The sequence below is a fragment of the Streptococcus sp. SCPM-O-B-23252 (M501) genome (assembly GCF_058200355.1).
In genome coordinates, this window is sequence record NZ_JBYQGS010000002.1 from 74,535 (window position 1) to 89,170 (window position 14,636).

12 protein-coding genes are annotated in these 14,636 nt (G+C 41.5%); 1 reads left to right on the forward strand and 11 read right to left on the reverse strand.

The window, feature by feature from the left end; translation table 11 throughout:
• Window positions 1-72: 72 nt before the first annotated feature.
• The 7 genes from AC3E6G_RS06720 to AC3E6G_RS06750 all read right to left on the reverse strand — a co-directional run bounded on the left by AC3E6G_RS06720 (window position 73) and on the right by AC3E6G_RS06750 (window position 8,057).
• Entirely contained in the window at window positions 73-1,923 is a 1,851-nt protein-coding gene (locus tag AC3E6G_RS06720) for a proline--tRNA ligase (RefSeq protein WP_490700703.1), read from the reverse strand.
• 17 nt (window positions 1,924-1,940) lie between these two features.
• Window positions 1,941-3,200 carry an RIP metalloprotease RseP gene (gene rseP / locus AC3E6G_RS06725; protein ID WP_061564691.1) on the reverse strand — a complete coding sequence of 420 codons (1,260 nt, stop codon included), beginning with the start codon at window positions 3,198-3,200 and terminating at the stop codon, window positions 1,941-1,943.
• 41 nt (window positions 3,201-3,241) lie between these two features.
• The gene (locus AC3E6G_RS06730) at window positions 3,242-4,045 is read right to left on the reverse strand and encodes a phosphatidate cytidylyltransferase (RefSeq protein ID WP_156676710.1); all 804 of its coding nucleotides are present in this window, start codon (window positions 4,043-4,045) and stop codon (window positions 3,242-3,244) included.
• 11 nt (window positions 4,046-4,056) lie between these two features.
• Window positions 4,057-4,806, reverse strand: a complete 750-nt coding sequence (uppS, locus tag AC3E6G_RS06735) for an undecaprenyl pyrophosphate synthase (RefSeq protein WP_048788712.1) — start codon at window positions 4,804-4,806, stop codon at window positions 4,057-4,059.
• Between the two features lie 132 nt (window positions 4,807-4,938).
• A complete protein-coding gene (gene yajC / locus AC3E6G_RS06740) occupies window positions 4,939-5,268 on the reverse strand; it encodes a preprotein translocase subunit YajC (RefSeq protein ID WP_006595033.1) in 330 nt (109 codons plus the stop codon).
• Between the two features lie 146 nt (window positions 5,269-5,414).
• On the reverse strand, window positions 5,415-5,660 hold the full coding sequence (locus AC3E6G_RS06745) for a hypothetical protein (protein WP_023022151.1): 246 nt from the start codon (window positions 5,658-5,660) through the stop codon (window positions 5,415-5,417).
• 291 nt (window positions 5,661-5,951) lie between these two features.
• Complete coding sequence (locus AC3E6G_RS06750) at window positions 5,952-8,057, reverse strand: AAA family ATPase (RefSeq protein WP_061564688.1); 2,106 nt, start codon at window positions 8,055-8,057, stop codon at window positions 5,952-5,954.
• A 552-nt stretch (window positions 8,058-8,609) separates the two neighbouring features.
• Here AC3E6G_RS06750 and AC3E6G_RS06755 point away from each other — a divergent pair.
• Window positions 8,610-9,431: a Cof-type HAD-IIB family hydrolase gene (locus AC3E6G_RS06755; RefSeq protein WP_490700704.1), complete on the forward strand. Its 822-nt coding sequence runs from the start codon at window positions 8,610-8,612 to the stop codon at window positions 9,429-9,431.
• Window positions 9,432-9,536: 105 nt separating this feature from the next.
• Here the strand turns inward: AC3E6G_RS06755 and glmS are convergent, their stop codons facing one another.
• The 4 genes from glmS to AC3E6G_RS06775 all read right to left on the reverse strand — a co-directional run bounded on the left by glmS (window position 9,537) and on the right by AC3E6G_RS06775 (window position 14,587).
• Entirely contained in the window at window positions 9,537-11,345 is a 1,809-nt protein-coding gene (gene glmS, locus AC3E6G_RS06760; protein WP_490700705.1) for a glutamine--fructose-6-phosphate transaminase (isomerizing), read from the reverse strand.
• A 326-nt stretch (window positions 11,346-11,671) separates the two neighbouring features.
• The gene (locus AC3E6G_RS06765) at window positions 11,672-12,550 is read right to left on the reverse strand and encodes an ABC transporter permease (RefSeq protein ID WP_490700706.1); all 879 of its coding nucleotides are present in this window, start codon (window positions 12,548-12,550) and stop codon (window positions 11,672-11,674) included.
• Window positions 12,543-13,472, reverse strand: coding sequence for an ABC transporter ATP-binding protein (locus AC3E6G_RS06770; protein WP_414280334.1), 930 nt, complete (start codon window positions 13,470-13,472; stop codon window positions 12,543-12,545). The genes AC3E6G_RS06765 and AC3E6G_RS06770 overlap by 8 nt, the downstream gene beginning before the upstream one ends.
• A gap of 188 nt (window positions 13,473-13,660) precedes the next feature.
• Window positions 13,661-14,587: a helix-turn-helix domain-containing protein gene (locus AC3E6G_RS06775; protein ID WP_490700707.1), complete on the reverse strand. Its 927-nt coding sequence runs from the start codon at window positions 14,585-14,587 to the stop codon at window positions 13,661-13,663.
• Window positions 14,588-14,636 lie beyond the last annotated feature (49 nt).

The following is a 14,636-nucleotide window of genomic DNA, read 5'->3' on the forward strand; positions in this document are numbered from 1 at the left end:
CCTTTCAGCTAGCTGGATCAGCTTACAAAAAAGAAGGCTAGGATGTTGAGAATCCTAGTCTTCTACCATTGCTTATTTATTTAAAATGGAAAGAGTTTCAATCAGGTTGTCTGCATGCACTTCAATCGTGTCGCCTGAAGCTTTGATTTTCACTTCTACGACACCGTCAGCTGCTTTCTTTCCGACAGTGATGCGGATTGGCAAACCAATCAAGTCACTATCGCTAAATTTAACACCAGCACGTTCGTTACGGTCGTCTACCAAGACTTCGTAGCCAGCCTTGACCAATTGGTCTTCGATCTTGCTTGTCAATTCAAGAGAAGCTTCATCCTTGACATTGACTGGAATCAAGTGCACATCAAACGGCGCCAATTCTTTAGGGAAGTTGATGCCCCAAGCGTAACGGTATTCACCTTTAGGCGTCTTGTTAACAAAGAGGCGAGCGTGTTGCTCCATAACGGCTGAAAGGAGACGGCTGACACCGATACCGTAACAGCCCATGATAATTGGCACAGCACGGCCATTTTCATCCAAGACATCTGCCCCCATACTTGCTGAGTAACGAGTACCCAGTTTAAAGATGTGACCAATCTCAATCCCACGCGCAAAATTGAGAACGCCTTGTCCGTCTGGAGAAATCTCACCCTCACGCACTTCACGGATATCGACATATTCCGCAGTGAAGTCACGACCTGGGTTGACACCCGTCAAGTGGTAGCCATCTTCGTTAGCCCCCACAACAGCATTGCGGCTATCTTGCACCTTGCGGTCAGCGATAATTTTAACATTTTCAGGAAGATTGACTGGGCCAAGGGAACCAAAGTCCGCTCCCAACAATTCTTTCACTTCCGCCTCAGTTGCAGGTTCCAAGAAGTCCGCTCCAAGGTGGTTTTTCAACTTAACTTCATTGAGTTGGTCATTGCCAACGAGTAGTGCCACAACTGGCTCCTCATCTGCGATATAAACCAAAGTCTTGATGGTTTGCTCTTCAGAGATATTCAAGAAGGCTGCGACTTCGTCAATCGATTTGACACCTGGTGTTTCCACGCGAACCACTTCTTCTTCCGTCACAACACGATTGCTTGGTTTGTAGGCGTTGGTTGCCATTTCCAAGTTAGCTGCATAGCTTGATTCACTTGAGTAGGCAATGGTGTCTTCACCAGAAACCATCCATTTGAGCAATTCTTCCTTGATTTCTTCTTGCACTTCTGCAGGAATCTCGTCAAATGATGCAACAGACTTGTCTAACACCACCCAACGGTCAAGGTCTGTACGCGAAGGTGTAATGGCCATAAATTCTTGGCTATCCTTACCACCCATGGCACCACCATCACCGATGATGGCTTTGAAGTCCAAACCACTGCGAGTGAAGATACGCTCGTAGGCTGCCTTGTACTCATCATAAGTTACATCCAAACTATCGTAGTTAGCGTGGAAGCTATAACCATCTTTCATGATAAATTCACGCGTACGAAGAAGGCCATTACGTGGACGTTTTTCATCACGGTATTTAGGCTGGATTTGGTACAAATTCAGTGGCAATTGCTTGTAAGACTTGACAGAATCACGGACAATCGCTGTGAAGGTTTCTTCGTGAGTTGGGCCCAAGATAAAGTCTGACTTCTCACGATTTTTCAATTTATACAAGTCTTCACCGTAAGTTTCATAACGGCCAGATTCGCGCCAAAGGTCAGCACTGAGAAGGGCTGGAGCCAACATCTCAACCGCACCAATCTTATCAAATTCTTGGCGCATGATCTTCTTAGCTTTTTCGATCACACGGTTAGCAAGTGGTAGGTATGAATAGACACCTGCTGAGACTTGACGAACATAACCCGCACGGAGCATCAAAGCGTGGCTGATGACCTGCGCATCACTTGGCATTTCGCGAAGTGTTGGAATAAGCATTTTACTTTGTTTCATTCAGATTCATTCCTTTTCTATTTCAAAAATAATTTCATAATATCGTTCCAAGTAACGGCAATCATCAAGATAACCATGACCGCCACTCCAGCAAGGGTCAAGTAGGTCTCTACCTCCTGCTTCAGCGGTTTTCTACGAACCAGCTCGATCAGATTGATCAAGATTTTTCCACCATCCAAGGCCGGAATGGGGATCAAGTTAAAGATTCCGATATTGATGGACAACATGGCCATCAGAGACAGGATAGCTGGAAGTCCAAGCTCCGCGGCTTGCGAACTCGCTTTGTAGATCGCTACCGGACCACCCAACTTGTTCAAACTAAAGTGGAAGAGGATATCCTTCAAGGCCGTTAAGATACGAGTTGCTGTGTACCAAGTATCTGTCACACCTGACAGAAGCTTATCGAGGAAGCCCGTCTTGACAGCATTGGTCACACCGATATAATAGCGTCCACCATCTTCTTCTGGTTGGACCGTCACTTTTTGAGTCTTCCCGTCTCGTTCATAGGTAATCGTTACTTCTGGATTTTTTCCTTGGTTACGGGTTGCCTTCTGGACAGAATCTGTCAACTCATCCCAGTTGGAAACCTTATATTCATTGATCTGAACGATCTGGTCATTATCTTTCAAACCAGCCTTAGCTACCACTCCTTGAGGAACAACCTGAACATGGTTGCTATAGTAGTCCACTGCTCCTCCTCGCATAAAGGCTAGGAGAGAGTAGACGACAATACTCAGGATAAAGTTGTTCATGGGACCAGCAAAGTTGGTAATGAGTCGTCCCCAGATACTAGCATTTTGATACTGCACATCTAGAGGAGCAATCCGTACTTCTGTCCCATCCTCCTCAACGATGGTCGCATCATGGTGGACAGGATAGGTCTTGGTCTCTTCGATGACGATTCCTGTGATTTCAAGTTTATCCTCAAAATCAAAATCTGTGACATTCATGGGAAGAGCCGTCTGGTCGATATTTTTCCCAGAAAGGTTGATCCGAACAACTGTTCCCTCAGGGTTCAAAGTTAGACTGACAGGCGTTCCTGTCTTAATCTCTGTCGTATCTTCGCCCCAGCCTGCCATTCGGACATAGCCCCCCAATGGAAGGATTCGAATAGTATAGGCTGTTCCGTCTTTGCCTACATGGGCAAAAATCTTTGGCCCCATCCCAATCGCAAACTCGCGAACAAGGATGCCTGATTTCTTTGCAAAATAGAAATGGCCGAACTCATGTACCAGGACAATGACGCCAAAAATGATAATAAAGGCAATAAATTGCATACACGCTCCTTCGTTTTATCTGATGATGGGATGATTTCTGTTTAAAACAGACCAAAGAATAGCATCAATGGGAAAACAAAAATCAAGCTATCAAATCGATCCAAGACACCACCATGACCAGGAATAAAACGGCCAGAGTCTTTCACTCCAAAATGGCGCTTGATGGCACTTTCAACTAGGTCACCAAACTGAGCTGCTATACTGAAAAGAATGGTAAAGAGAATCATGGTCATCCAACCGTAATCCCCCGCAACGGTGCGATCTAGCATCATAAAGATCATCGTCACAACGATAGCACAAGCGATCCCGCCTAGACTTCCTTCAACAGTCTTGTTAGGTGATACTCTTGGCAAGAGTTTTTTCTTACCGAACTGGCTCCCAATAAAGTAGGCCCCTGAATCCGTAGCCCAAACAATAAAGAGGGCCAAGAGAATTTTATCTACGCCTGCTAATCGTGCTTGAATCAAGGCATGGAAGCCAAATCCAACATAAAAACTTGAAGCAATCGGATAGACAACCTCGTCATAGGTATAGCCTTGCGCCAAGACAGTCGTCCCCATCAATAATAAGACCAAAAGGCCATAGGCGATGAAATTGCCACCCGCTGGTAAGAAGGGAAGGTAACTCTCTAAGGGCAACGCCAACACAAGAGCTGCTAGCATGGCCAAGGCTCCTTCGATGGTTTCAGTCTGCAGACCTTTCATCTTCAACAATTCATGAACACCCAACATAGCGATGAGTCCCACTACAATCTGGAACACAAGGCCTCCCATAAGGACAACTGGGATAAAGAATGCTAGGGCGATTCCTCCAAAAATCACTCGCTTCTGTAAATCTTTTCTCATCTATTTCTCTCCTATACACCACCAAAACGTCGATGACGATGGCTGTATTCTTCTATTGCTTCATGCAAGGCCTTTTCTCCAAAGTCAGGCCACATCACATCGGTAAAGTAAAGCTCACTGTAGGCTGCTTGCCAAGGTAAAAAGTTACTCAAGCGAAGCTCGCCACTGGTCCGAATAATCAGATCAGGATCTCGCAAGTCCTTGGGTAGACTACTGGTATACAAATAATTGGCAATGATCTCTTCTGAAATATCACCTGGATTTAAGTGCGCATCGAGAACTTCCTGGGCGATTTGTTTGACTGCTTGGGTCAGTTCCGCCCGTCCTCCATAGTTCAAGGCAAAATTCAAAATCAAGCCTGTATTGGAGTGGGTTAACGCCTCTGCCTTTTCCAGAGCCTCTAAGGTTTCCTTCGGAAGACGGGAAACCTCGCCAATCATCTGGATCTTCACATTATTTCTATGAAGTTCTGGAACAAAGCGATCGTAAAATTCAACTGGAAGATTCATGATAAAGCTCACTTCCTGTTGAGGACGTGTCCAGTTTTCCGTTGAGAAAGCATAGACCGTTAGGGCTTGCACTCCCATCTCCTTGGCTGCGATGGTTACTTCTTGCAGAGCCTCCATGCCAGCCTTGTGGCCAAAGACACGAGGTTGCATCCGTTTTTTGGCCCAACGACCGTTCCCATCCATAATGATTCCAATGTGCTTGGGCACTTCTAAGGGAACACTTAATTTTTCTTTCTTTTTAAAACGAAACATGTTTTTCTACCTATTTCACTGTTTTTATCGCTTCATTATATCATAAATCCGCTTAAAATGGCAGTCTAGCCCCTTTTCTAGGGGGCATCTAGCTAAAAATGAAAAAAGCGACCTTTTGATCGCTCTTTCTTATTATTCACCGTCGATGATAGAATCTGAGTCACCAGCGCCTTCAACTGCACCAGCTGTCACTCCTTCTGAAACTGGCAAAACTGTTTTAATAGCTGTCAATTCAAATGTGAGGTATACGCCATCCACATCCAAGACAACGGTTTTACGTTCAGTGTCTACTTCATCAACTGTTCCATACAAACCACCGATGGTAATCACTTCATACCCTTTTTGAAGCTTGTTCAAGCTCTCCATCCGTTTTTGGTATTGTTTCTTTTGGCTACGGCTCATGAAGAACATCATTCCGACCATTAGCGCAAGCATAAATAGCAAGGTTGTACCACTTTGCATACCGTTTCTCCTTTTTAAATCATATATGCTCTACTATAGCAAATTTTATAGGTATTTTCAATACGAACCCTTGATTTTCAAAAAAATAAGTCCATGGATGGAGGTGTCCAGCCACTATTCGATCCAGACAGCTTTTATGGTTTTTGCTAATCGATTGTGATTCCATACTTTTCATGATTTTTATCATACCATTCAATCAACAACATCGCTGTTTGATAGGTAATGTTTTTAATTTTACTGGTTCCTTTTGTCAAGGTAGCTAGACTCATCTTACTAATATCTGTCTCAGTTGCTACTCTATAACTTGTCACCTTTCCATCCACCATCAATTGAACGACAGCTTCAACTTTCTTATAATCTTTTGTCGAATAAATATCAATTGGATTTTTCATAAAATCATCCTATCCCCTTAAATTTAGTCTTTTATATATTATATAATTTATTTGTTCATTTATATGGAAATCTTGCTTACAGACGCTTTCTAAGGCATTTTCACGCTGTATTTAGCGTCAATTCATGAAAAAACATACCTATTTTTTATCATTTTTCACTTTCTGGGAAAAAAAACGATAAAACTATACCTTATATATTTTTCTTTTATCGATATCAAAAAGGCTAAGAATTTCTTCTTAGCCTTCTTTTTCAAACTGATTTTCTCCCGTTTATGGTGCTAGATGTCCTAGTTATTCTTCTGAGTTTGTATTCTCTTTAATGACCAATTCTCCATCTTCCATATCCGCTAACAAATGTTTAGCCTCAAGGTGATCCAAGTGGAAGTCGGTCACTTTGTCACGGATTTGTTGTTCAACCACCCGACGGAGTGGACGTACGCCCATGACTTCATCATAGCCTTCTTCAGTCATGTATTCTTTAGCAGCATCGCTCACTGTCAAGTCAATGTCTTTCTTCGCAAGAGTTTTGTTCACTTCTGCTAACATCAAGTCAACAATCTTAGAAAGGTCTTCCTTACTCAAGTGTGAGAATTCAATGACAGCGTTGAAACGGTTGAGGAATTCTGGACGGAAGAATGGTTTCAAACGATCCAAGAGTTCTGGTTTGTCCGCATCTTCTGTCAAGTTAGCTTCGTAACCAAAGCCAGCGTTTGAAGTAGCGATAATTACGGTATTCTTGAAGTTGACGGTGTTTCCTTGACCGTCTGTCAAACGACCATCATCCAATACTTGAAGGAGAAGGGTGATCACTTGAGGATCCGCCTTTTCAATCTCGTCAAGAAGGACGATAGAGTATGGATTACGGCGAACACGTTCTGTCAAAGTATTGTTGTTGTCGTCGTAACCGACATAACCGGCAGTTGTACCGATCAATTTAGACACGGCTGTACGGTCGCTGTATTCTGACATGTCCAAACGGATGATGGCATCTTTAGTACCAAACATATCAAGGGCCAATTGTTTAGCCAACTCAGTCTTCCCAACACCAGTAGGTCCTACAAAGAGGAAGCTACCGATTGGGCGGTTTCCTTCATCAAAGCCAGCACGGTTCCGACGAATTGCTTTGGCAACTGCTTCAACAGCCTTGTCTTGACCAATAACCTTGGTTTGCAAACGGTGACCCATATCTTTCAAGCGTTCGATATCGGTTGCCCCCATTTGTGATACTGGAATACCAGTCATCCGTTCGACAGACTCAGCTACGTCATTGACAGTTGCTGTCACCTTGTGATCTTCTGTATGGTTGGCAATTTGTTTTTCCAATTCTTCGATCCGAACTTTTGCATTAAGGGCTGCTTCGTAATCTTCTTTAGCAGCTGCAGCTTCTTGTTTCGCTTTTTCTTCTTCAATTTCATGTTCCACAGCATGGACATCTGTCACTGGGTGTTGTGCTGCCAAGTGAGCAGCTGTCACATCGACTAGGTCGATGGCCTTATCCGGCAAGCTACGTTGTGGAATGTATTGTACAGAGTAATCAACTGCTGCTTTCAAGACTTCATCTGGCAAGACAACATTGTGGTGTTGTTGATACAATTCACGGATTCCTTGGAGAATCTTGAAGGTATCTTCAGCAGATGGAGCATTAACCTTGACTTCGTTGAAACGACGTGCAAGAGCTGCATTTTTCAAGATAGTGTTGCGGTATTCATCTTGAGTCGTTGCCCCAATCACGGTCAATTCACCACGTGAAAGAGCTGGTTTCAAGATATCCGCAAGACCTTTAGAACCACTATCACCACCGATTGAGCCAGCACCAAGGATTTGGTGAATTTCATCAAAGAAGAGAATGACATTTCCCATGGCTTTGACTTCTTGGATCATATTTTGGATATTTTCTTCAAAGCTACCACGGTATTGCGTACCAGCTTCTAGACCAGAAATATCGATGGAGATGATTTCTTTGTTCTTGATGGCTGCTGGAACGTCACCATTCACGATAGCTTGGGCCAAGCCTTCTACAACAGCTGTCTTACCAACACCTGCATCCCCTACAAGGACAGGGTTATTCTTGGTACGACGAGACAAGATTTCAGCAGTTTCTTGAATTTCTTTGTTGCGTCCGATAACTGGATCCAATTTTCCTTCACGAGCTTCTTCAGTCAAGTTACGACCAAGCTTCGCAAGGATTCCATCTTGTTTCATGCCTTTGCCTTGTTGGTGTTGCACTGGTTCACTTCCTTCGGTTGGAAGTTGACCAGTTTGACGGTAAATGGCGAATTCTTCAGGTGTTACTTCACGACCATTGATCATGTAGCGACGGCTTTCAGAACGAAAACCACCCATGTTTCCCATTAGTTGATTGAAAAGATCATCCATATTGTTAAAGTTGTTGTTCATATTGTTTACCTCTAATTTACATAATTTTAATTCATTCTTGAAAATGAGTAGCCGATTTAGCTACTTTAAGTTTGTTTACATAATTTTATTTTGCTTTTAAATGAATAGCCTCGAGGGCTAGGAACTGTTATTTCTTCTTTTATCAATTAGTTTTCTATATTTTGGAAATAGCATCTTACCATCTCCTTTCCACTATTGATCCTGTAAACTTTTGAGATTTTCTCAACCTCTTTTTGTTTACATAAATTATTATAAAGCAGGATGATTTTTTTGTCAACACTTTTTACATAATTTTTAACATTTTTTTAAAAAATTTTTTCCTAAGACTAAAACGTTTATATTTAGGCGAAAATTAGCGGGTACTCTCTAAACCAACAACTTTTATACATGAGCCTTATTGAAATAAAACCTCGATAAGGCCACAGCCATAGCTTCTTTCAGCTATGGGTTTTTTAGCGTCTGGAAAAGAAACCATCCCTTCCGTAACTTCCTAATGATACTGCACATCCTTCCCTCCTAAAATATGGTATACTAAAGAAAAAGGAGGTGCCTATGTCTTCCATTCGTTTAATTGTCAGTGATATTGACGGAACTATTCTGGATCAGCAGCATCAGGTCGATCCCGACCTCATCGAACTCATCCCCCAGCTCCAAGAAAAAAAGATTCCTTTTATCTTGGCATCGGCTCGTTCTCCTATCGGGATTGCTCCTATCGCTAGAAGATTGGGCGTCCATCAGGAACCAATCGCTTGCTACAATGGAGCTCTCATCGTCAAGGGAGAAGAGATTCTATTTGAACACAACCTGAACAAAGATGAGATCCGCACCTTCCTCCATCATGTGGAAGAACTAGATCCCAGCATTTCGATTAATTGTTATAGTGGGTCAGTCTGGTTTAACTCCAGAGAGGACCAGTGGACCCAAGTTGAGGCTTCGATTACTGGTGAGACGCCACAGATTCAGCCACTTTCTCAGACCCTCTCTGACGATGCTCTCCATCTACACAAATTGCTCTTGATCGGCGAGACTCAGAACATTCAAGAACTCTATCAAAAGCTAGAGCCGCAAGAATTTCCGCAGACTGCCTTTTACCTTTCAAAGGAAAACTACCTAGAAGTCACCGCCAAGTCCGTCTCAAAAAGGGATGCTGTCCTTGAACTGGCTGCTTATTACCAGGTCCCTTTGGAACAGGTCATGACCATCGGAGATCACTTCAATGACCTCCCTATGATTCGTCTGGCTGGACTTGGAGTTGCCATGGGAAATGCTCCTGAAGCCGTCCAAAAGGAAGCTCAAGTTGTCACTACCAGCAACCAAGAACACGGTGTAGCGCAAGCTATCCAAGAGTATGTCTTACCGCCATCAAACAAATAGCCCATGGAGCTCCTGCTTTCATGGGTTTTCTAACTCACTGTTTTTTAACCCAGCCTCTGATAAAAGAAAAAGAAGCTAGGACTTGATCCTATCTTCTTTTCATTTTTATTCTACTGTTACGGACTTAGCAAGGTTCCGTGGTTTATCCACGTCGAGCCCACGGTGTAGGGTTGCAAAGTAAGCGACCAATTGCGTTGGTACGACCATTGAGATTGGCGAGAGGTAAGGGTGTACGGTCGTAAGAACGATATCGTCTGTATCTTTGGCAACATTTTCTTCTGCGATGGTGAGGACCTTAGCACCACGCGCTGCCACTTCTTGGATATTTCCACGAGTATGGTTGGCAAGAATTGGGTCAGACAAGAGGGCCAAGACAGGTGTTTCATCTTCGATCAAAGCAATGGTTCCGTGCTTGAGCTCTCCAGCCGCAAAACCTTCACACTGGATGTAAGAAATCTCTTTGAGCTTGAGACTGGCTTCCATGGCTACATAGTAATCTTGACCACGTCCGATGTAAAAGGCATTGCGTGTTGTTTCAAGAAGGTCACGAACTTTAGCATCAATCAATTCTTTTTCTGAAAGGGTTGATTCGATAGACTGAGCCACGATAGACAACTCGTGAACCAAATCGAAAGCTTTGGCTTTTTCATTGCCATTTGCTTCACCAACTGCTTTTGCAAGGAAGGCAAGGGTTGCGATTTGTGCTGTATAAGCCTTAGTTGATGCTACGGCAATTTCAGGACCTGCGTGAAGCAACATAGTATGGTTGGCTTCACGTGAAAGGGTTGATCCTGGCACGTTTGTCACTGTCAAGCTTGGAATTCCCATTTCATTAGCCTTAACCAAAACTTGACGGCTATCAGCTGTTTCACCAGATTGGCTGATAAAGATAAAGAGTGGTTTCTGGCTGAGAAGTGGCATCCCATAACCCCACTCAGAGGAGATGCCCAGTTCAACTGGTGTATCCGTCAATTCTTCCAACATCTTCTTAGAAGCAAATCCAGCATGGTAAGAGGTTCCAGCTGCAAGGATATAGATGCGATCAGCGTCTTGAACAGCCTTGATGATGGCTGGGTCTACCACTACTTTACCAGCCTCATCTGTGTAGGCTTGGATGAGCTTACGCATCACTGTTGGTTGCTCATCAATTTCTTTGAGCATGTAGTAAGGATAGGTTCCCTTTCCGATATCAGACAAGTCAAGCTCAGCAGTATAGCTAGCACGCTCACGGCTGTTGCCATCGTAGTCTTGCACTTCAACGCTATCAGCTTTCACAATTACCAACTCTTGGTCATGGATTTCCATATATTGGTTGGTTTCACGAATCATAGCCATGGCATCTGAGCAGACCATGTTGTATCCTTCCCCAAGACCAATCAAGAGTGGTGATTTATTCTTGGCTACATAGATGACATCTGGATTTTCAGAGTCAATCAAGGCAAAGGCATAAGAACCACGGATGATATGAAGAGCTTTTTTGAAGGCTTCAAGTACTGACAAGCCGTCTTCTTCTACAAATTTCCCAATCAAGTGAACAGCGATTTCTGTATCCGTTTGTCCTTTGAAATGGTGACCTGCAAGGTATTCTTCCTTGATTTCAAGATAGTTTTCGATCACCCCATTGTGGACCAAGACAAAACGTCCTGTCTCAGAGCGATGCGGGTGAGCGTTATCTTCTGTGGGTTTTCCGTGAGTGGCCCAACGAGTATGTCCGATACCAGTCGTCCCCTCAACATCAGCTGTCTTAGCAGACAATTCTGCAATACGACCAACAGCCTTCACTAAATGGTTCTCTGCACCACCTAGGACAAAAATCCCCGCAGAATCATAACCACGGTATTCGAGCTTTTCAAGCCCTTGAATCAAAATATCCGTTGCATTTGTGTTTCCAACAACACCAACAATTCCACACATAGTTTTTACGACACAGACAAGCTGTGCTTTCTCCTTCTATAAAAATGAAAAAAAATAGGTATCCATTCTTGAGTTCCCTTATTTTCTTAGCCAATTTATAAAATTGGTCTAGTCTGATTCGATAGAAAAATCATCAGCGGAGTCAGTATACAATGCTTTTTCCTGTTTGTCAACCTTTAAAACCCCAGAAATTGGTCTAGTTAAGGAAGGCTTAAGAAAAACCTATCAACATCTTGGTTGATAGGTTAGGATGATTGGCTTATTTTAAGATCGTCATTGATTCCAACTTATCTAAATGCGTATCCAATCATTTCATAAGCATCACTTCATTTTTTTACCTTCTTAATCATAAAATGAACTCCTAGTAAAACAACTATGATGATAGAAATATAGGCAAACATGAACTGAGTCGATAAATGTTCACCACTAGGATTCTGCAAGATTACTCCATAAGACTCTTTGTAGTTCATAATTACTGTAGACGGTGCATGATCGAAGACTTTACTAATTGCATCTTTCATCAAAATCTGTTTTAGTAGTGCATTTACCTGTGTTAGAGGGAACCAGGTCATGACCTGTTGCAAGCTTTCTCCTACAGAACCAATAGAAAGATAAACACCTGAAATGAATCCAATAAAGGTTCCAACAATTGTACTCAAAGTTGTAAATGCTGAACTGGTTCGAATAAAAGCTAAAATTGGAAGAATAATAGTTGCAGCTAGTACAGTTCCCATTGAGACAATTCCCAAAATAGATAAGTAGTCCGTCGTTGAAAAGTCAAGAAGAGAACTGAATCCATTAAACATACCAATTGCAAAGATACAAGAGAACATGGTCATAATAATCCCAAATAAAATCGCAAAGATCGCATACGATAGTTCAATTTTAAAGTTAGAAACTGGGCTGACTTTAAAATCCTCGCTCAATTTCTTTTCTTTATCTAATACCATCACTCCAAATGCACCAAGAGTACTCGTCATTGAAATAATGGTCGTTAAACCTGAGATTAACCAATAATTGACCATCTGGATGGTATCCGTAGATGCGGTATCACTATTTAAAGCCTCTTTAATAGCATCAATCTGAATTTGTCCTAAGAAGATTTGATAGACTAAGATTAAGATAATCACCGATAAAAAGGACATAAAGAAAGCTAATCGATCTCGTGTATAGACTTTCCGATTTCTAGAAATTAATTCAAGCATTCCCTTCTCCTCCTTTAGATTTTAGTAAGTTCAAATAAGCTGCTTCTAAATTTGAATATTCTACATTAAATGTTTCAATAATTGATTTTCCTTGATTTTCTGCAATAATTTCCATCATCTCTTCAACTGAAACATCTTTACATACGACTTCTGCCTCAGAAAGGATCTGACACTTATTAACAAACTTAGAGACAGACAATGATTTCAGTGATGTTCCTGGTTTTAAAGTAAGATTCAGGTTAGTGGTTGAATGCTGTTTAATAAAATTGGCAATATCTCCTGAATAATACAGGTTCCCTTCAATTAAAACATTTAAAATATCACAAGCAGCCATCTCTTCCAAATAATGAGTGATAAGAACGACTGTCATATTATCTTTTTTGTTCAACTGATTGATTGCTTCCCATAAATCATGACGAGATTGTGGATCTAAACCAGTTGTCGGCTCATCTAACAACAGTAAAGACGGTTGTGGTAGTAAAGCTCGGGCAATATCTACTTTCCGTTTTTGTCCTCCTGACAAACTTCCATATTTCTGCTTTTTAAGAGTTGCCACGTCTAAATAAGATTGCAAATCTGTAATACGTTTTTGTACTTGTGATTTTGATAACCCGTACAAAGCTCCACGAGATACTAAGTTTTCCTCTACCGTTAAGTTATCATCTAAACGATTACTTTGAAATACAATACCAATATGTCTATAAAAATCTTTAGTTGATATCTTTTTTCCATTTACGTCCCAAGAAATTTCTCCTGAACTTGGCTTGAAATTTTTAATCAACAAATTAAAGAGTGTTGTTTTCCCTGCACCATTTGGTCCAAGAAGTCCATAAAATTTACCTTCCTCAAGTACTAGATCAATTCCTTTCAAAGCCTCAAAGGAACCATAGCTTTTCTTTACATTGTGTAATCTAATTTCCATTTTCTGACACCAAGATCCTTTTTTCCTTTCTTGTAATCTCAGTATACCTAATTTCTATCCTCTAACGTGAGGACATTTATGTCCTGTCTAATCATCAATTTCACCAAAAAACACCTGTGAATCTTCACAGGTGTTCAATGTTCATTTTATATTTTTCAAGAACAACAGACGAAAGGATAAATACTTCTCTATACCTCAGTGTATGTTAGACCTTTTTTTGCAAGGTCCTCTTTCCATTCTTCTTGCATGTTCCTCTTCACTAGATCCTCAGATAATAAGTCCGCCATCAAGCATACTTTTTGATAATCATTTTTTGCTTTTTCTAGATCATCTTCTATAAATAAAGCAACTTTCCAATTTAAAGCATAAACAAAAATATTATCCTGAAAATCATGTCTCTTTGTCATAATATCATTTAAGGCTTTAACAATGTCTGGCAACCTGTCGTATATCCCATAATGGGCTAACACGCCTGCAGCTGAGATGAGCGTATTTTGTAGCATTTCCAACTCTGATAAGGGGAAATAAGCTATCGCAAGTATAATCTTCTCCACTAAGTGTATAAATTCATCTTGATCAAAGACTCCCAAAGCCAAAGAAAGCAAGCGCAATTTGATAATCTCCACATCGTTGAGACTTAACTCTTTTTTCTTCATGGCTTGTTCTAGATACTCATCTAATAAACCTTGATCAAAAGAAGGATTTTTGGATCCAATCATATCAACCGTAGCTTGGGCGACCTGGACAGACAGTTTTTCTTCCTCTGGCAGATTATCAAAATAGTTTTCGTAAATATCCTCAATAATTTCTTCATGCCGATGAAGACGATCTTGATCTCCATAATGGTATAACGTCCGTAGTTGATACTTCAAATTCAGATATTCTGCAGGCAATTCCAAACTAGTTTGATTCGTTAACGTATCTAGGGAAACACCTAGTTGCTCAGCAATATACTTCGCTGTTGCAATCGTTGGCAAAGACTGACCCTTTTCAATTCGCTGGAGTTGGCGCGTCGTTAATAGGTCCTCAATACCACAGATTGCTTGTCTACTTAATCCCTTACTTTCACGTAGAGTTTGTACTTTTTGTCCTAGTTCTGTTTTAAAATCCATCATACAAGCTCCTTTTCTTCTGATTTCATTATAGCACATATTGAAGTTGAAG